At 72.1% G+C, this 19043-nt stretch carries 14 protein-coding genes; 6 read left to right on the top strand and 8 right to left on the bottom strand.

Going from position 1 to position 19043, the window contains the following annotated elements; genetic code table 11:
* Positions 1-86 precede the first annotated feature (86 nt).
* From AW273_RS04995 to AW273_RS04985, 3 genes are read right to left on the bottom strand one after another with little or no spacing between them, the layout of a single operon-like run.
* Positions 87-731, bottom strand: a complete 645-nt coding sequence (locus AW273_RS04995) for a DsbA family oxidoreductase (protein WP_062345656.1) — start codon at positions 729-731, stop codon at positions 87-89.
* A gap of 46 nt (positions 732-777) precedes the next feature.
* Positions 778-1674: a hypothetical protein gene (locus AW273_RS04990; protein WP_062345654.1), complete on the bottom strand. Its 897-nt coding sequence runs from the start codon at positions 1672-1674 to the stop codon at positions 778-780.
* A gap of 33 nt (positions 1675-1707) precedes the next feature.
* Positions 1708-2358, bottom strand: coding sequence for an SRPBCC family protein (locus AW273_RS04985; protein ID WP_062346125.1), 651 nt, complete (start codon positions 2356-2358; stop codon positions 1708-1710).
* A gap of 211 nt (positions 2359-2569) precedes the next feature.
* Here AW273_RS04985 and AW273_RS04980 point away from each other — a divergent pair, with 211 nt between their 5' ends.
* The 3 genes from AW273_RS04980 to cydB all read left to right on the top strand — a co-directional run bounded on the left by AW273_RS04980 (position 2570) and on the right by cydB (position 6079).
* Positions 2570-3391, top strand: coding sequence for a polysaccharide deacetylase family protein (locus AW273_RS04980; protein WP_062345652.1), 822 nt, complete (start codon positions 2570-2572; stop codon positions 3389-3391).
* Positions 3392-3728: 337 nt separating this feature from the next.
* A complete protein-coding gene (locus AW273_RS04975) occupies positions 3729-5159 on the top strand; it encodes a cytochrome ubiquinol oxidase subunit I (protein WP_062345650.1) in 1431 nt (476 codons plus the stop codon).
* 11 nt (positions 5160-5170) lie between these two features.
* Positions 5171-6079 carry a cytochrome d ubiquinol oxidase subunit II gene (gene cydB, locus AW273_RS04970; protein ID WP_062345648.1) on the top strand — a complete coding sequence of 303 codons (909 nt, stop codon included), beginning with the start codon at positions 5171-5173 and terminating at the stop codon, positions 6077-6079.
* Here the strand turns inward: cydB and cutA are convergent.
* From cutA to AW273_RS04945, 5 genes are all read right to left on the bottom strand, one after another.
* Positions 6016-8439 carry an aerobic carbon-monoxide dehydrogenase large subunit gene (cutA, locus tag AW273_RS04965; RefSeq protein ID WP_062345647.1) on the bottom strand — a complete coding sequence of 808 codons (2424 nt, stop codon included), beginning with the start codon at positions 8437-8439 and terminating at the stop codon, positions 6016-6018. The two genes, cydB and cutA, sit on opposite strands and share 64 nt — an antisense overlap.
* The gene (locus AW273_RS04960; protein ID WP_062345645.1) at positions 8436-8912 is read right to left on the bottom strand and encodes a (2Fe-2S)-binding protein; all 477 of its coding nucleotides are present in this window, start codon (positions 8910-8912) and stop codon (positions 8436-8438) included. The genes cutA and AW273_RS04960 overlap by 4 nt, the downstream gene beginning before the upstream one ends.
* Positions 8905-9717 (bottom strand): FAD binding domain-containing protein, encoded by an 813-nt coding sequence (locus AW273_RS04955; RefSeq protein WP_062345643.1) that lies wholly within the window; start codon positions 9715-9717, stop codon positions 8905-8907. The genes AW273_RS04960 and AW273_RS04955 overlap by 8 nt, the downstream gene beginning before the upstream one ends.
* Positions 9714-11036 (bottom strand): uracil-xanthine permease family protein, encoded by a 1323-nt coding sequence (locus tag AW273_RS04950; RefSeq protein WP_062345641.1) that lies wholly within the window; start codon positions 11034-11036, stop codon positions 9714-9716. The genes AW273_RS04955 and AW273_RS04950 overlap by 4 nt, the downstream gene beginning before the upstream one ends.
* A gap of 256 nt (positions 11037-11292) precedes the next feature.
* Complete coding sequence (locus AW273_RS04945; protein WP_083949515.1) at positions 11293-12903, bottom strand: PucR family transcriptional regulator; 1611 nt, start codon at positions 12901-12903, stop codon at positions 11293-11295.
* A 165-nt stretch (positions 12904-13068) separates the two neighbouring features.
* On the opposite strand from AW273_RS04945, the gene AW273_RS04940 reads away from it, so the two are divergent.
* The 3 genes from AW273_RS04940 to AW273_RS38385 all read left to right on the top strand — a co-directional run bounded on the left by AW273_RS04940 (position 13069) and on the right by AW273_RS38385 (position 19039).
* Positions 13069-13971 (top strand): oxamate carbamoyltransferase subunit AllH family protein, encoded by a 903-nt coding sequence (locus AW273_RS04940; RefSeq protein WP_062345637.1) that lies wholly within the window; start codon positions 13069-13071, stop codon positions 13969-13971.
* Entirely contained in the window at positions 13968-16946 is a 2979-nt protein-coding gene (locus AW273_RS38390; protein WP_232327071.1) for a bifunctional FdrA/YlbE family protein, read from the top strand. Before AW273_RS04940 ends, AW273_RS38390 begins: the two co-directional genes overlap by 4 nt.
* A gap of 101 nt (positions 16947-17047) precedes the next feature.
* On the top strand, positions 17048-19039 hold the full coding sequence (locus AW273_RS38385) for a serine/threonine-protein kinase (protein WP_062345635.1): 1992 nt from the start codon (positions 17048-17050) through the stop codon (positions 19037-19039).
* Positions 19040-19043: the final 4 nt, after the last annotated feature.

Below are 19043 nucleotides of genomic sequence, written 5' to 3'. Positions count from 1 at the left end.
GTTATTTTCAGTCACCCGAAAACCTGGCTTCCGGCACAGCTCGAAGACCTGAGCCGGGCTCGGATACGGTCGGACCCAAACGGCGTTCAGACGAGGCAGTAACCGTCGGCGCACGCGTCGCCCCGCGGCACCGACAGCGGTTCCCGCTCCTCGACCTCCCGCAGCGCCCCGACCAGCACGTCGACGGGCTGGGCGCCGGAGACGGCGTACTTGTCCTCGAACAGGAACAGCGGCACGCCGCTGATGCCCAGCTCGCGGGCCCGGTCGAGCTCCGCCCGGACCTCCGGGGCGCCCTCGCCGGTGTCGTCCACCCCCACCTCGGCGGCGAGCCCGGCCAGCACCGCCGCGTCGCCGACGTCGAGACCGTCGGTGAAGTGGGCCCGGAACAGGCGCTCGGCCATCTCCGGGGCCCTGCCGTCACGCTGGGCCAGCCAGATGAGCCGGTGGGCCTCCAGCGTGTTGGCCCCGATCGCCTTGTCGTACTTGAGGTCGAGACCGTCCTCGGCCGCGACGCCGACCACCCGGTCGATCATCTGGAGCGCCTGGCCGCCGAACCTGCGCTCCAGCCAGGACGTGAGCGGGGTGCCGTCGCTGACGGACTCGGGGGAGAGCTGGAAGGGCCGGTAGGCCACCTGCACGGGCTTGCCGTAGGCGCGGACGGCCGCGCGGAACCGCGTGTGCCCGATGTAACACCACGGGCAGACGACGTCGGAGAAGATCTCAACTTTCACACCGGCTGCAACCCGGACGGGCCACGGCCGAATTCCCGCGTGGCGCTTATCGGGCCAGATCGTGCAGGCGTTCGGTCAACTGGTCGTCGTGCCCGTCGACGAGCGCCGACACGGCCCGCCACCAGGCGAACCACTCGGCGCTGCGCCACATCCAGTCGAGCCGCTCCACGGCCGCCACGACGTCGCCGACGGTCTGCCAGGCGGGCCCGGTCTCCTCGGTGGTGGCGCCGTGGCGGATCGTCCACTCCCGCAGCACGTGGCCGGCCTCCGGGTCGATCTCCCGGGCGTACGGGCCGGGCTCCTCCCCGGGCAGCGGGTGCGGCCCCAGACCGGCCGCGACGCCCCACGACCACTGGGCCTCGGCCGGGCGGGCGTACCGGAGGGAGTTGAAGTCGAGGTTGGTGCCGAGTTCGTCGTCGAGCCGCCGCACCACGACGGCGTCGAGCCGGCCGCCCGCGTCGAACGAGACGACCAGCCTGGCCCCGGCCTTCGCGCCGGGCGGCACCGCCACCCGGTCTTCGGCCTGCCAGGAGTTGAGGTCGGCACTGCCGACGGGCGCCCCCCACAGGATGTCGGCGACGTCGTCGGAGATCCACGCCGCCAGCGTCTCGAGAACGGTCAGGTCACCCCACGGCTCGATCGGCCGCGCCTTGACCAGCGCCTCTTCCGGCGCGGGCAACTTCCCGTCGCGGCTGACGGTCCACCAACCGCCGCCGAGCTCATCGGTCCCGACGAGGAGCGCGGCGACGGCCGCCAGTTCGGCTGAACGCCGAGTCAGTGGGGCGAGACGGACCAGGTCCGCCACGCGTCGGGTGCGTTCGCGGCCGAGCACGGCCTGCGCCTCCCTCAGGAGGGTGGCCGCCGTTGGACGGTCCTCCCCCAGCAGGTCGGTGGTCAGCCGTCGTGCCTCTGCCCGAGCGTCCTCCGCGTGCGACTCCCGCATGCGGACAAGTTACGCCCAAAGATCGCCCGATCGCTACCGTTTCGCCGCACGACCGAGAAGCCAGCCGATGACGGCGCTTCCCAGGGCGATCCCGGCACCCATCCCGAAAGCGGCCAGAACGGGCCACACGCGGGTGCCGCGATCAGGGACGGGACCGGCCGCCGGGGCCTCCACGCGGGTGAAGACGGCCGCCTCCCCCACGGGTTGTCCCTCCACGGGGATCGGTGCGCCGGGGAAGATCGCGGGCAGCGCGAGGATGTCCTTCTCGACGGCGGTGAAGAACTCCCCCGCCATCTTCTTGGCGACGGAGGTGAGCATCCGCTGCCCGACCCCGCCGACCATGCCGCCCACGACGGCGTCGGCGTCGTAGTCGACGCGGGTGCCGCCGTCCTCCTCGGTGAGCCGCACCCGGACGGTGGCGTCGACCGTGCCGGGCGCCCCCTGCCCGCGGGCCTTCAGCACGAAGGCCTCCGGCTCCTCGGGGTCGGTGAGCGCCACCTGTCCCTGGTAGATCCCCTTGATGGACGCCACCCCCGCCGAGACGGTCATGGTGTAGACGTCGCTCCCGACCGCCTCCAGGCGCTGGCAGCCGGGAATGGTGCGCACCAGCACGGCGGGATCCTGCAGAGCGTCCCAGACCTTCGACCGTTCCGCCCCGATCAGGGCACTGCCGACGACCTTCACGGCCACCTCCCTCGGTTGCCGAGCACACTAGAGAATCCAGGCGACCGGCGAGTACGGCAACATCTGCCGCCCGGGGGCGCGGACACCGTGCAGATGTTCACCAACCCCGGCGACGATCTCCAGCGTAGACCGGCGCCCGGCCGAATCCCGGCTCCTCCCGCGCTCGTGCGCGGCCCTCGGTTCCGGCACCCGGAGGCTAGGATTGCGCGTCATGCGCCGGGCCTTCGCGATCATCCTGCCGGCCCTCGTGCTGAGCGCCTGTTCGGCGCCCCTGGCCGCTCCCCCGCCGCCCGTCATCCCGCCGCCGGAACCGGCGGCCCCCTCGTCGTCGCCGTCCCCGTCTCCCACGCCGAGCGGGCTGCCGCGGCCGGGTGAGGTGCGCCGGATGAAGCGGGACGGGTTCCCGGTCATCAGCAGCGTCCCGACCGAGCGGAACGTCGTCTTCCTCACCATCGACGACGGCTGGGAGCAGGATCCGGGGTTCGCCCGGATCGTCCGGGAGCGCGGGATCCCGATCACCGTCTTCCCGACCCGGGACGCCGTCGAGGCCAGGGGCGGCCAGGAGGCCGGGCAGGGCTGGACGTACGTCGGGGCGGGCGGCTGGCCCTACTTCAAGGACCTGGGCGTGGCGATCGAGAACCACACCCTCACCCACCCCGACCTGCGCACCCTCGGCCTGGAGGCGCAGAAGGCGGAGATCTGCGGCGCGGCGAAGACCATCAGAAGGCACGTCGGCAGGGCGCCGGAGCTGTTCCGGCCGCCCTTCGGCTCGTGGAACACCACCACGCTGACCGCCGCCGAAGAGTGCGGCATGCGGGCCATGGTGTTGTGGACGGCCTCGGTCCAGACGAACGCGCGGATCGCGTACCAGACCCCCGACAAGCGGCTCCATCCGGGCGACATCCTGCTGCTGCACTTCCGGCCGCCGCTGGCGAAGGACTTCACCCGGCTGGTGCGGAAGGTGGAGAGGCGCGGGTTCTCCTTCGGCGACCTGGGCGCCTATCTGGACGAGCTCCTCCCCGCCCCGTCCTGACGATCGGCGGCCCGGGACATCTCACCCGCGCGGTGTACCCCCCAATCAGCCTCCCGGCGGACGCCCTCACGGGTCCCGGTGCGGGACATTCGGTGGCGTGGGAAATCCCGCGCGGACAGGGCGCCCGTCCCTGTCGGCCGGGACACCCGGGGCGGCATTCTCGATACCGCAACGGGGGTTGTGAGCACCGGGATCCGGGGGTTGGGAGAGCCCCGGATCCCGGTCGTGCCACGTATGTGACGAAGATCGCAGCAGACACCGGAGGTTGAGCTCTACAAGCTGTAGTACTACTTGAGGTAGCACTACGCCCCGTAGAGCATCCGGAGGGGGACCGACCATGGACGCTTTGGACCTGGCACGGTGGCAGTTCGGGGTGACCACCGTCTACCACTTTCTTTTCGTACCGCTGACCATCGGGCTGGGCGTGTTCGTCGCCGGCCTGCAGACCGCCTGGTACCGCACGGGCAAAGAGCACTACCTGACGCTGACGAAGTTCTTCGGCAAGCTGTTCCTGATCAACTTCGCGATGGGTGTGGTCACCGGCATCGTGCAGGAGTTCCAGTTCGGCATGAACTGGAGCGAGTACTCCATCTTCGTCGGCGACGTCTTCGGGGCGCCGCTGGCCCTGGAGGCACTGCTGGCGTTCTTCCTGGAGTCGACGTTCCTGGGATTGTGGATCTTCGGGTGGGACAAGCTGCCCAAGAAGCTCCACCTGGCCACGATCTGGGCGGCCGTCATCGGGTCCAACCTGTCGGCCTACTTCATCCTGGCCGCGAACGCCTGGATGAAGCACCCGGTCGGCTACGAGGTGGTCGACGGCAAGGCCCGGATGACCGACCTGTGGGCGGTGCTGACCAACTCGACCGCGCTCGCGCAGGTCCCCCACGTGGTGGCCGGGTCGTTCGTGGTGGCCGGCGGGTTCGTGCTGGCGGTGGCCGGATACCGGATCCTGCGGGAGCGTGACGCCACCGGCCTGATCCCCCGCCGGAGGGACTTCGGCGACGTCACCGTGCCGATGCGCCGCGAAGCCGGCATGTGGCGGTCGGCGCTGCGCGGCGCGCTGGTGATGACGGCCGTCGCGGGGGCGATCGTCGCGCTGACCGGGGACATGTCGGGGCAACTGCTGCACACGCAGCAGCCGATGAAGCTGGCCGCCGCCGAGGGGCTGCGGCACGACACCGCCGGGGCGCCGTTCTCGCCGGTGCCGGGGATCGAGGTCCCCAACATGCTGAGCCTGCTGGCCGCGCACGACCCCAACGCCACCGTCCAGGGCATCGACGACATCCAGCAGCGCCTGGTGGCCCAGTTCGGGCCCGGCGACTACGTGCCGAACCTGCCGATCGTCTACCTGTCCTTCCGGGTGATGATCGTGTTCGGCATGGCCACGGTCGGGCTGGCCTTCCTCGGGCTGTTCCTGACCCGGGGCCGGGGCCGGCGGGCCCGGCCCGTGCCGACCTGGTTCGCCCGGCTGTGCGTGCTGGCGCTGCCGCTGCCGATCGCGGCGATCATCTCCGGCTGGCTGCTGAGCGAGATCGGCCGCCAGCCCTGGACCGTCCAGGGTGAGCTGCTCACCGCGGCGAGCGTGTCGCCCGGGGTGAGCCTGACCGAGGTCGCGATCTCGCTGGGCCTGTTCACCCTCGTGTACGGCGTCCTCGCGGTCGCCGAGGCGGTGCTGCTGATCCGGCACGTCAAGGCGGGCCCCGACGAGCCGATGCCGGCCGTGGTGCCCGACGAGACCGAACGCCGCGTCCCGACCCTGATGTACTGAGGTGCCCTGACATGACCACGTTCTGGTTCATCGTGATCGCCTTCCTCTGGACCGGCTACTTCGTCCTGGAGGGCTTCGACTTCGGGGTCGGCGCGCTGATGCCGGTCCTGGCCCGCGGCGAGGCCGAGCGCCGCCAGGTGCTGCGCACCATCGGCCCGGTCTGGGACGGCAACGAGGTGTGGCTGATCACCGCGATCGGCGCCATGTTCGCCGCCTTCCCCGCCTGGTACGCCGGGTTCCTCAGCCAGTTCTACCTGGCGGCCGTCATGGTCGTCCTGGGGCTGATCGTGCGCGGCGTGGGGCTCGAATGGCGCGGCAAGGTGCGCGCCAGGGAGACCCCGCTGGTGGACGCCGCGATCGTCACCGGCAGCGTGCTGCCCGCCTTCCTGTGGGGGGCGATCTTCGGCAACGTGCTGTTCGGGTCGGCGTTCGCCACCGTCATGGGCGGGCTGCTGTCGCTCGGCCTCGCGCTGGTGCACGGCGCCGTGTTCGTCGCGCTGAAGACCAGGGGCCCGGTCCGGGCCCGCGCCCGCGAGACCGCCTGGGTGGCGGGCGTGGTGCTCGTCCCGGTGGTCGCCTTCGCCCTGTGGCGGATGGACGCCTGGCCGGCGTACGCCGCGATGGCGGCGTACGCCGCCGGGGTGGCGCTCGTCTGGGCCGGGCGCGAGGCGTGGGCGTTCGGGTGCACGGCGGTCACGATCGCCCTGACCACCGCCGCGACCTTCCTCGCCCTGCACCCCGAGCCCCTGCCGGGGCTCACGGTCGAGTCGGCCGCCTCGGCCCCCTACACGCTCACGGTCCTCACGTGGATCGGCCTCATCGCGCTCCCGGGGGTCATCGCCTACCAGGCGTGGACCTACTGGGTGTTCCGCAAGAGGCTGACCGCTCCGGAGGTCCTGCTGGAGTCGCGCAACGCGTAGAGGTCGGACGGGGAGATCGGCATCCGGTCGATGACGATCTTCTCGGCGTCCTCCACCGCGCCGGCGACGACGGCGGAGACCGGGATGACCCCGGCCTCGCCGGCCCCCTTGATGCCCAGGGGGTTGAGCGGGGACGGGGTCTCCAAATGGTCGGTCTCGATGCGGGGGATCTCGGTGACGTAGGGCATCAGGAAGTCCATGAACGAGGCGTTGAGGAGCTGGCCGTACTCGTCGTAGACCATCTTCTCGTAGAGTGCCCCGCCGACGCCCTGGGCGACGCCGCCGTGGATCTGCCCCTCGACCAGCATCGGGTTGATCATCTTGCCGCAGTCGTGGACGACGGCGTACCGGAGGATCTTGATCTCGGCCGTGTCGGGGTCGGTCTCGACGATGGCGGCGTGCATGCCCGACGCGAACGTCGAGCGCACCGGCGAGTAGTAGTCCTTGCCCTCCAGGCCCGGTTCCTGGCCCTCGGCGACCGGGGGCCGGTCCATGCCGCCGCCGGTGGCGAACTGGGTGGCACGTTTGGCCTCCTCGTCGAAGGCGTACCGCAGCGGGTTGGAGAGCACCGCGACGGTGGCGAGCGGGATCGAGGCGCTGGGGGCGCCCACGACGTGCACCATGCCGTCGGTGATCTCCAGGTCGGCCGGGTCGGCCTCCAGCGCGTCGGCGGCGATCCGGAGCGCCTTCTCCTTGACCTTCCGGCACGCCAGGGCGATGGCGTTGCCGCTCATCACGGCGGCGCGCGAGGCGAAGGTGCCGACGGCGTAGCCGAACCGCCGGGTGTCACCGGTCACGACCGACACCTTCTCGATCGGCACGCCGAGCTCCGTCGCGGCGATCTGCGCGAACACCGTCTCGTGGCCCTGCCCCTGTGAGGTGAGGCCGGTGGAGACGTGCACCCGCCCGTCGGAGGTCACCTGCACGTGGCCGCCCTCGTAGGGGCCGACGCCGGTGCCCTCGACGTAGCAGCCGACCCCGATGCCGATCCTCCTGCCCTCGGCGGCCGCCTCGGCCTGCATCGCCGGGAAGTCGTCCCAGCCGATCAGGTCCTTCAGCTTGCGCAGCGACTCGGGGTAGTCGCCGCTGTCGTAGATCAGCGGGCGGCCGTCCTGGAAGATCATCTGCTGGTCGTAGGGGAACTCGTCGGGCTGGATGAAGTTCACCGCCCGGACGTCGGTGCGGTCCTTGCCGAGGTACTGGGCGATCTTGTCCATCGTGCGCTCCATGCAGAACACGCCCTGCGGGCGCCCGGCCCCCCGGTAGGGGGTGACCTGCACGGTGTTGGTGTAGACGGAGAAGAACTCCACCCGGTAGGAGCCGATCTTGTACGGCCCCAGCAACTGCGTCGAGGTGATGATCGGCACGATGATGCCGTAGGGCGTGTAGGCGCCGTGGTCGTGCAGGATCTCGACGTCGAGCCCGAGGACCCGGCCCTCGTCGTCGAACCCCACCTTGACGTGCTGCACCTGCGCGCGCTCGTGGGCCGAGGAGACGAAGTGCTCACGCCGGTCCTCGGTCCACTTGACCTCCCGGCCGAGCAGCCGGGCCGCCCACGGCACGAGGATCTCCTCCGGCCACGGGTGCACGATCTTCACACCGAACCCGCCGCCGACGTCGGGCGCGATGACCTCGACCTTCGGCAGGGGCAGCCCGAGCTTGGCCGCGATGGCCATCCGCACGCTCGTGGACGTCTGGGTGGAGCTGTAGACGCGCAGCGAACGGTCGTCGGCGTCCCAGCGGGCGTACACCCCCTTGCCCTCCATCGGCATGCACGCCGACCGCTCGATGTCGAGCCGGAACTCCAGCGTGTGGGGCGCGGCGGCGATGACGTCGCGGGTGGCCCGGCCGTCGCGGTGGGCGACCTCCTGCACCATGTGCGCGCCGATGTTGCCCGGCACGTCGTCGTGGACGAGGTTGGGCCCCTCGACGGCGTTCTCCAGCCCGACGACGGGCTTGAGGAACTCGTAGGAGACCCGGATCCGCTCGCAGACGTCCTCGGCGACATAGCGGTCGGCGGCGACGACCATGACGATCGGCTCGCCGACGTGCCGCACGACGTCCTTGGCCAGGCAGTAGGCGGTCCGCCCGTGGGTCAGCGCCGGATGGGGGATCAGCAGCGGCAGCGGCTCCCGCACCCCCTCGGGCAGGTCCTCCCACGTGTAGATCGCGACCAGGCCCTCGACGTCGATCGCGTCGTCGACGTCGACGCCGGTGATGCGGGCGTGCGCGTGCGGCGAGCGCACGAACGCCACGGCCAGCGCGTCCGCGCCCAGGTCGTCGAGGTAGCGGCCGTTACCGGCGACCAGCCGGGCGTCCTCTCTGCGGCGGACCGGCTCGCCGAACAGTCGGGTGGTCACGGGCCCTCCTCGGCCATCAGCTCGGCGGCGCGGTGCACCGACTTCACGATGTTCTGGTAACCCGTGCACCGGCACAGGTTCCCCGCCACCGCCTCGATCGCCTCGTCGTCGGCGGGCGCGGGGTTCTCCCGCAGGAACGCGGTCACCGTCGTCAGGAACCCGGGCGTGCAGAACCCGCACTGGAGCCCGTGGCACTCGGCGAAGGCCCGCTGCACCGGCGACAACTCGCCGTCCCTCGCCAGACCCTCGACCGTGGTGACCTCCTGCCCCGACACCGACACCGCGAAGGTCAGGCACGCCCGCACCGGCCGGCCGTCGAGCAGCACGGTGCAGGCCCCGCACACCCCGTGCTCACATCCGACGTGGGTGCCGGTCAGCCCGAGGTCGTGCCGGAGGAAGTCGCTGAGCAGCCGCCGCGCGGGCACCCGCGCGTGCCTGGGCACCCCGTTGACGATCAACGTGACGTCATGCATCGGCGGCCTCCCTGAGTGCCCGCTCGGCCAGCACCCCGGTCAGGTGCCGCCGGTAGTCGGCCGTGGCGTGGATGTCGGCCTCCGGCTCGATCCGCTCCCGTACGAGGTGCGCCGCCCGCTTCCAGTCGCCCTCGGCCGAAGTGACGTCGACGACCACGGGCACCGGCCCGACGCTCAGGCAGGCGACCCTGGCCCGGTCCGGGGCGACCAGCGCCGCCACCCCCGCCATGGCGTAGTCGCCGTGCCGCCGCGCCACCTCGGCGATGGCGGTCCCGCCCCGAGTGGACGGGAAGAAGGCCGAGACGGCCAGTTCCCCGGTACGCAGCGACGACTCCATCGGCCCGGTGAAGAACTCCGCCGCCGGGATGTCGCGTTCCCCTTCGGGGCCGCGTACCCGCACGGATCCGTCGAGCAGCGCCAGCACGGCCGGCATCTCGGCGGCCGGATCGGCGTGCACGATGCTGCCCACGGTGGTCCCCCGGTTGCGGACCGCCGGATGGGCCACCAGCCGCAGCGCCCCGCGCACCAGCGGCTGCGCGGCGAAGGCGGTCTCGCTGGCCTCGACCTCGGCGTGCCGCGCCAGCGCGCCGACCCGCACTCCCCCGGCCTCGGCGGTGATCTCCCCGAGCCCGGCCACGTGGTTGATGTCGACGAGCTGACCGGGCGCGGCCAGCCGCATGTTCATGAGCGGGATGAGGCTCTGGCCCCCGGCCAGCACCTTCCCGTCGGCTCCCGCCGCGGCGAGCGCCTCGACGGCCTCAGCCACCGTGGCGGGAGCGTGGTAGACGAACGAAGGAGGCTTCACGAAACCGTTTTACTCCCCGACAAGGCTCGGAGCAGGTGGTACCCGCCCAGTACGACCACGGTGCCCAGGGCGATGCCGCCGAGGTCGAAGCCCTCGACGATCTGCATGTTGACCGGGCCGATGGCCAGGATGATGCCCGCGCCGATCGGGACCATGTTGACCGGATCGGCGAAGTCGACCCGGTTCTCGATCCAGATCTTGGCGCCGAGGAGGCCGATCATGCCGTACAGGATGACGGTGACGCCACCGAGCACGCCGCCCGGGATCGCGTAGACGAGCGCGCCGAACTTGGGCACCAGACCCAGGAGGATGGCGATGACGGCGGCGATGTAGTAGGCCAGCGTCGAGTAGACGCGGGTGGCGGCCATGACGCCGATGTTCTCGGCGTAGGTGGTGGTGGGCGAGCCGCCGACGGCCGAGGTGACCACGGTGGCGACGCCGTCGCCGATGATCGCCCTGCCCATGACCGGGTCGACGTCGGCTCCGGTCATCTCGCCGACGGCCTTGACGTGCCCGATGTTCTCGGCGATGAGAGCGATGACCGCCGGGAGCACCACGATGATGGCCGAGAGCTTGAAGTCGGGGGCGTGGAAGTTGGGCAGGCCGAACCAGGGGGCCTGCTCGACGCCGCCGAAGTCGACGCGGAAGTGGGCGGTGACCTGCCCGGCGCCGTCGGGGGCGGTGATCTGGCCGAAGACCACGTCGGCCAGCCACGAGAGGACGAAACCGGCGACGAGGCCGATCAGGATGCCGAGCCGTCCGACGAAGCCCCGGAACAGCGCGATGATCACGAAGGTGACGAGCATCGTGATGAGGGCGATCCACTGGTCCTGCGGCCAGTAGATGTCGGCGACGACGTAGGCCAGGCCGAAGCCGATGAGCATGACCACCGCGCCGGTCACGACCGGCGGGAAGATCCGGTTGATGACCCCGATGCCGAGGAAGTGGATGACCACGCCGCACAGCGCGAGCACGACGCCCGCCACCAGGATCGCGCCCGTGATCGTGGCCGGGCTCCCGCCCTGGGCGGTGATCGCGGCGGCGCCGCCGACGAACGACGCCGACGTGCCGAGGTAGCTGGGGATCTTCCCGTTCACGATGAGCAGGAAGATGATCGTCGCGACGCCGCTCATCATCACCGCGACGTTGGGGTCGAGCCCCATCACCACGGGGAAGACGAACGTGGCGCCGAACATCGCGATGACGTGCTGGGCGCCGAACCCGACCATGCGCGGCCACGACAACCGCTCGTCGGGTTTCACCACCTCGCCCGGTGCGAGCGTGCCCTTTTCTCCGTGTACCTTCCACCCGAAAGCCATGTGAGCCCCTTTGCAACGGGCCGACACCTGGTGGCCACCCCGCGGGCTTCCCAGCGCGGCAAATCGTTCAGTCAGCCCTTCTACCAGGGCTGTTGCGGGCACATTAGGCCTGCGATCTCTCTAGCACACGGGCAGCATGTGCCAAACAACCGGCCTCAGATGCCCCGTATGTTGAGGACATGGAGCGCCAGGGTGAGATTGAGGGTCCTCGGTGAAGTCGCCGAGCAGGCGTTCGAGCTTGCCCAAAAGACGGGCGCTAAATACCACGCATGTTGAGCACATGAAGAGCGAGCGTCAGATTGAGGCGCAAGTGAGCGTCCTCGGTGAAGTTGCCGAGCAGGCGTTCGAGCTTGCCTATGCGATAGCGCAGCGTGTTGTAGTGGAAGTGCAACCGCCGGGCGGTCTCGGCCACGTTCAGGTTCGTCTCCAGCAGCACGTGGAGGGTGCGCCGCAGGTCGGCGTTCTCGGCGTCGTCGTCGCCGGCCAGCGCGCCGAGGGTCTCGCGGACGAAGGCGTGCAGTTCGGCGGTGTCGTTGACGAGTGACAGCAGGCGGTAGACGCCGAGCTGATCGAAGTGGGCGACCGCGCCGTTGCCGTGGAGCTGGCGGCCGACCCGGGCGGCCTTGAGCGCCTGGGCGTAGGCGTCGGCGAGCCCTTCGGCGCCGGAGGCGATCCGGCTCATGCCGGTGGAGAAGGTGCACTCGGCGAAGGCCGACTGCGCGGCGGCGGCGAGCCGGGCGGTGTCGACCCCGGCCCCGACGATGACGACGACCTCGTGGGAGAACCCGGCCACCGCGCCGCGGGGGTCGTGGCGGCGGACGGCGGTCTGCCAGACGGCCAGCAGCCGGTCCTGGGCGGTGCGCTCGTCGCTCTCGGGGTCGAGTTCGGCGACCATGACGCTGACGGGGCGTTCCAGGTCCCAGCCGAAGGCCTTGGCGCGTTCGGCGATGCGCCCGCCGCCCCGGCCGGTGAGCACGTCGCGCAGGAAGTCGGCGCGGTACTTGCTCTCGACCGCGTTGACGGCCTCCTGCTTGGTGATGACGAGCGCGGCGACCGTGGCGGCCCGCTCCAGGATGCGGATGTCGCTCTCGCGCAGCGTCCCGGCCTGGCTGAAGGCGACGATCCGGCCGTGGTGGTGGCCTCCGGCCACGATCGGCACGACGGCGTAGTGGCCGTCGGCGCGCACCATCGGCTCGGGCTGGTCGCGGCCCGGCCCGCTGATCATGTACGCGTCGCGCAGCATCGCCACCTGCTCCGCGCCCCCGGCGGCGGCCAGGGTGGCGCCCGAGACGTCCATGGCGGCGACCGCGACCTCCAGCAGCCCGGCGACCTCGGCGGTCACCTCGCGCATGCCCCCGCCCGCCAGCACGATCTGGACGAGCCCCCGGTGGGCGTCCTCGGCGCGGGCGAGGATGGCGGCCTGCCGGTTGAGGATGTCGGTCAGCACCTGGTTGAGGATGTCGTCGAACCCAACGTCGTTCGGCAGGATGATCAGCGGGAAGCCGAGCCGGTCGGCCTGTTCGATCATCTCGGCGGGCAGTTCGTCGAGGTATCGGCCCAGTTTGATGGCGAGGGCCGACAAGCCGCGTTCGTCGAGATCCGCCACAAGGCGGCCCAGCGACTGGGGAGTGTTCCTGAGCGGGTAACCGGTCGTGAGCAGCAGTTCGTTGGGTTTCACCCACGCCAGGATGTCGGGCACCTCCATGACGTTGAGCCGCTGGACGATGCGGTCGAGCCCGGATTTCCCGGCGATGAGCCGTGCCCCGGCGAGGGTCGAGACTCCCAGGACCTCTCCGACCGCCACCCCGTGGATGATCGTTCCGGTGCTGGCGAGCCGCATGGCGGGTGCAGCGGGATCCGTCGTCATGGTGCGCTCCGGGGGGATTTGAACGTTCTCCGCAAATTGTGCCCGACTGGGCGACTGTCAGGAAGAGCCAAGCATTTGGCCGACTGTTGGCAGATTTCCCCGTACGGACCCCGGGGGTCGCGTTCTAGCGTCCCTTCTAATGGGGGTTCGGATGAGGGAGGACTCGTGGTTGTAGGTACACGCCCTCGAAGCCGCCGCCCGGTGCAGACGGCGCAGCCCGAGGTCACGTACCTTTCCGGGGCCGCCGCCACCAGTCTCCGGCCGCTTCTGGAGGCCCCGCGCCGCCCCGCCCGGGTGCTGGCCGCCTTCCCCCTGGCGGTCTACCTGGAGGTGCGGACCGAGACCGAGCCGCGGGTGCTCGCGCTGGTGACCGGCGAGGCCACCCGCCTCCCCAACGCCGTTGTGCTGACCGGCACGCTGGAGGGCTTCTCCCCCGGCGACGACGCCTGGGTCGGCGACGGCGTCGTCGAGGCCGGCGGCCGGGCCGTGCGGGTCCGCCGCTGGTGGGACCCCGCTCCGCCGCTGGGCCCCGTCTCCGCCACGGCCCTCGCCGCCTCCCTCCCCGTCCTGAACGACATCTGCGTCTCCTCCCCGAGACGACCCGGCCTGGAGAGCGGCGGCGCGTCCGCGCTGTTGTCGGCCGGTTGCCACCGGGGCTCGCTCGTCGACGCGATCACCGCGGCCGAGCAGCTCATGGGCCTGGGGCCGGGGCTCACCCCGAGCGGCGACGACATGCTGGCCGGGCTCCTGGTCACCCTGCGCTCCGTCGGCACGGCGGCCGGGGTCGGCCGGGCGGTGTGGCTGGCCGACTGGCTCGCCGCCGCGGTGACCTTCGACGCCCGCACCCGGACCACACCGATCTCCGCGACGCTGCTGCACTGCGCGGCGCGCGGCGAGGCGGGCCTGGAGACCCTGGCGGTGCTGCGCGGCCTCACCGGCCGCCAGCCGCTGGAACCGGCGGCGCACCGCCTGCTCCGCCTGGGTCACACCTCGGGCGCCGACCTGGCGTGGGGCATCCGGACGGGAGTGTCGGCCGTCCTCGGACTTGGTGAGAGGGACGCTGAGTGAACCTGGTGGAGATCCGTCCCGGGGTCTATCACGACTCGGTCAGCCTGATGAGGGTCAGCCAGGCGCTGACCGGCCGCCCGGGTGTCGAACTGGCGATCGTGGCGATGGCGACGGCCCTGAACGTCGAACTCGCCGCGGACGCGGGCTTCGACGTCCCGGCCGCGACGGCCGGCGACCTGCTGGTCGCCATCCGGGCGACGACGGACGCCGACCTCCACGACGCCGCGGCCGACCTGGAGAGACAGTTGTCGGCCCGGACCGAGACGCGCGGCCGGGAGGAGGCCCTCCCCCGCACGATCCGGGCCGCGGCGCGCCTGGCCGACCCGTCGGCGGTCGTGCTGGTCAGCGTGCCGGGCGAGCACGCCTTCACCGAGGCGATGGAGGCGGTCGACGGCGGCCACTCCGTGATGATCTTCAGTGACAACGTGCCGGTGGCGCGGGAAGTGGCGTTGAAGGACCTCGCCCGCGAGCGCGGCGTCCTGGTCATGGGCCCCGACTGCGGCACCGCGATCGTCGGCGGCGCCGGTCTGGGCTTCGCCAACGTGGTCCGCCCCGGGCGGGTCGGCGTGGTCGCCGCCTCCGGGACGGGCGCCCAGCAGCTCACCGCCCTGCTCGACCTGGCCGGGGTGGGCGTCAGCCACGTGCTCGGCGTCGGCGGCCGCGACCTGGGCGCCGAGGTCGGCGGCCGGTCCACCCTCCAGGCCCTGGACGCGCTGAACGCCGACCCGGCGACCGAGCTGATCGTCGTCGTCTCCAAGCCCCCGAGCCCCGAGGTGGCGGCCCACCTGGGCGAGGCGATCGCGCGGAGCCCGAAGCCCGTGATCACGGCCCTCCTCGGCGAGGGCCGGCCCGACCTGACGACGGCCGCCGAATCGGTCCTGCGCGCCGTCGGCGCCGAGATCCCGGTCTGGCCGAGCCGGCCCGGCGACACCGAGCCCGGCGGCGGCCCGCTGCGCGGCCTCTATTCGGGCGGCACCCTGTGCACCGAGGCCCGCCTGATCGCCGGGACGGGCGAGTTCACCGACTTCGGCGACGACGAGTACACGGTGGGCCGCGCCCACCCCATGATCGACCCCGCCCTCCGCCTGGAGGCCCTCGACGCGGTGACCGAGGGCGTCGTGCTCCTCGACGTCGTGCTGGGCCACGGCTCCGACCCCGACCCGGCCGGTTCGTTGTCCGCGGCGATCGCCGCCGCGAAGTCGCGCGGCGTGGCCGTGGTGGTCGCGCTGGTCGGCACGGAGGGCGACCCCCAGAACCTCCAGGCCCAAGCGGCCCGCCTGTTCGAGTCGGGCGCCGAGGTCTACACCTCGAACGCCCAGGCGGCGCGGAGAGCCGCCACGCTGGCCGGAGCGGCTCCGGCCGCGCCCGAAGCGGCGGCCACCACCGGGACCGGAACCAGCCCGGCCGAGCCGAATGCGCCCGAACCCAGCGCGGCCGAACCCAGCGCGACCGAACCCACCGCGGCCGAACCCACCGCGGCCGAACCCACCGCGGCCGAACCCACCGCGGCCGAACCCACCGCGGCCGAACCCACCGCGGCCGGAGCCGGGACGGCCGGAGAGGCGTCGGTCTCTCAGGGCGGTTGGGTGGGCCGTCCTCTGGCCATGCTCTCGGCGGAGCCCTCCGTCATCTCGGTGGGCGCGTCGATCCTGGCCGAGGCGATCGACCAGCAGGCCGTGGCGCATACCCCCGTCGACTGGCGTCCCCCCGTCCAGGGGGTGGCCGCCGATCTGGCCGCCGTCATGGCCGACCCCCGCCGGAAGGCCGCCAACGAGAAGGCCGTCGCCCGGCTGCTGAGCGCGCGGCCGCATCTCGTCGGGGTGAAGCGGGCCGGAGACGTACTGGATCTCCCGAAGGGCACCTTCTTCCACGCCGGGCCGCCCATCGAGTGGGAACGGGCCTCCGGGCCCATGCGGGGCGCGCTCATCGGCGGGATGTTGTTCGAGGGGCTCGCGGCCGACGCCGAGGAGGCCGAGCGGAAGCTCGCGGGAGGCGAGGTCACGCTCGACTCCTGTCACCACCACCGGACCGTCGGGCCCATGGCCGGGGTCGTGTCCCCGTCCATGTGGATGCTGGAGGTGCACGACGCCGAGAACGGCGGCACCGCCTACTGCTCGCTCAACGAGGGCCTCGGCAAGGTGCTCCGCTACGGCGCCTACGGGCCCGAGGTGATCGAGCGGCTGAGGTGGATGGGCGAGGTCCTCGGCCCGGCGCTGGCCGAGGTCATGAAGGTCGTCGGCCCGCTCGACCTGCGCAACCTGATCGCCCAGGCCCTCCAGATGGGCGACGAGCTGCACAACCGCAACCGGGCCGCGACCTCCCTCATGGTCAGGGAGCTCGCCCCGGCCATCGTCGACGCCGTCCCGAGCCGGGCCGCCGAGATCCTCCGGTTCGTCAACGGCAACGACCACTTCTTCCTCAACGCCGGCATGGCGGCAGGCAAGGTCTCGGCCGACGCCGCGCGGAACGTCGCGGGCTCCTCGATGGTCGTCGCGATGGCCCGCAACGGCACCGACTTCGGCATCCAGGTCTCCGGCCTCGGCGACCGCTGGTTCACCGGCCCGGCGGGCGTGCCCGACGGCCTCTATCTGGGCGCCTACGGCCCCGGCGACGCCAACCCCGACATCGGCGACTCGACCATCACCGAGACGGTCGGCCTGGGCGGCTTCTCGATGGCCGCGGCCCCGGCGATCGTCCGGTTCGTCGGCGGCGACGTCGCCGACGCGGTCGCCGCCACCACGGCCATGTACGAGATCACGCTCGCCGAGCACCCCGTTTACCAGATCCCGGGTCTCGGGTTCCGCGGCACGCCCGCCGGGATCGATGTCACACTGGTCACGCGGACCTCGGTGCTGCCGGTAGTCAATACGGGTATCGCCGGGCGCGTCGCCGGAACGGGGCAGGTCGGAGCAGGTCTGGTGAGTCCTCCGATGGAGGCTTTCACGGCCGCGCTGGCCGCTTTGGCCCGGGTTTAATTCCCTTTGACCCTGGTTTGACCCTAATATCGGTGGCCAACCTCAGAAAATCGTGCGGGTCTCTCGCGCGGCCCGGACGAGGAGAATTGGGGACCCCGCCTATGACGACCGATCGCCTGCTCGGTATGGTCCCCGATGGTCAGGGCGGGACGCCCGAGGGGCAGGGCAGGCTCGTCGGCCGCCGCTACCGGCTGCTCTCGCCGGTCGGCCGGGGCGGCATGGGCATGGTGTGGCACGCACACGACGTGCTGCTCGACCGCGACGTCGCGGTCAAGGAGCTGATCCTCCCCTACGGCCTCGACCAGCAGGGCCGCCAGACCGCCCACACCCGCATGCTCCGCGAGGCCCGTTCGGCCGCGCGGCTGAGCCATCCGGGCATCGTGACCGTCCACGACGTCGTCGAGGAAGACGGCCGCCCGTGGATCGTGATGGAGCTGGTCCGGGCCTGGTCGCTGGAGCAGGCGGTGCGCCAGAGCGGGCCGCTGCCGGTCGTCCAGGCGGCCGAGATCGGGATTAGGGTGCTCGACGCGCTGCGCCACGCGCACGCCGCCGGCATCCTCCACCGCGACGTCAAGCCGGGCAACGTGCTGCTGACGGCCGACCGCGTGGTGCTCACCGACTTCGGCATCGCGGCCATCGAGGGCGACGTCTCGATCACCCACCCGGGCCTGCTGATGGGCTCCCCGGCCTACATCCCGCCGGAGCGGCTCCAGGGCCGCCCGATCACGTTCGCGGCCGACCTGTGGTCGTTCGGCGCCACCCTCTACGCGGCGGTGGAGGGCCGGCCTCCCTACGAGGGGCCCGACGCGGTCGCCGTGCTGGGCGCGGTGCTGACCCAGGAGCCCAACCGGCCGGGCCGGGCGGGCGCGCTGATGCCCGTCATCGAGGGCCTGCTGCGCAAGAACCCGGCCGACCGGCTGCCCGCCGCGCAGGTGTCCGACATGCTCGAACACGTGCTGCGCCAGCACGGCGTCGGCGTGCGCCCGACCGCCCCGCCGCAGAGCCCGGCGCAGACCCAGACCGGCCCCTCGCCCGCGCCGACCCCCGCCGACCAGACCTCGGTCCAGACCCCGGTCCAGATGTTGCCGCCGCTCGACCCGCCGTCCGGGCCGATGCCCTCGCGCATCATCGAGACCCCGTCGGGGCCGGTCCGGGTGCCCTACGACCCCAACAGCCCGTCGGGCGGCTACAACATGGGCTCCCCCAAGCCCGACCCGCTGAGCAGCCCCACCGGCGACATCACCTCGACGGGCGGCGTGTCGTTCTTCGCCCCGATCACCCCGTCGAAACCCGGCGGCCCGAGCCGTCCGGCCCCCGCGCCGGGGCAGACCCCGGGCGGCTGGCCGGCGCCCGAGCAGAAGGACCTGCCCGAGTTCGGCGACCTGGGCAGGGAGCCGCGCGCCGGGAAGCCCGCCGACACACCGGCCGTCGAGCGCAGGCCCGCCGGGCCGCGCGCCTCGCGCCGCCGCAAGGACCACGACGACGACCGGGGCAGCCGCAGCAGCCTGCTCGCCGTGGTCGCGGCCATCGCCGTGATCGCGGTCGTGGTGCTGGTGCTGTTGATCATGGTACCGGGTGACAAGCCGCCCGCCGACCCGCGCAGCCGGCCGGCCGCGACCGGCACGGCCGCCGACGCCGGCGGGCCGGCCGTGCCCGCCTCGCCCGAGGGCGAGCTCCCCGAGGGCTTCCGCAACCACACCGTCGGCAACGTCACCGTCGCGGTGCCCGACACCTGGAAGGCCGCCGCGCAGGACGGCGCGGTCGTGCTGACCGGCCCGAAGGACAGCGGCCAGAGCGGCCTGATCGAGGAGATCCCCGACGGGGACCTCGACGCGCTGAAGGCGACCGAGGCCAAGGCCTCCTTCGAGGAGTACACCCAGCTCGCGCTGGCCCAGGTCGACTACCGCTGGCCGGCCGCCGAGTGGGAGTACACCCACCGCGACGCCGCCAACGTGACCGTCCACACGGCCGTCCGCTACGTCACGGTCGACGGCCGCGCCTACGCGATCACCTTCACCGCGCCCGACTACGACTGGACCGAGAGCGCCGCGAACGTCCGCGCGACGTTGTGGAACTCCTTCAGCCCGGCGTAAAACC

It is taken from the genome of Herbidospora yilanensis (assembly GCF_001570565.1).
Taxonomy (GTDB): Bacteria; Actinomycetota; Actinomycetes; order Streptosporangiales; family Streptosporangiaceae; genus Herbidospora; species Herbidospora yilanensis.
This window is presented reverse-complemented; position numbering and strand designations above follow the sequence as displayed.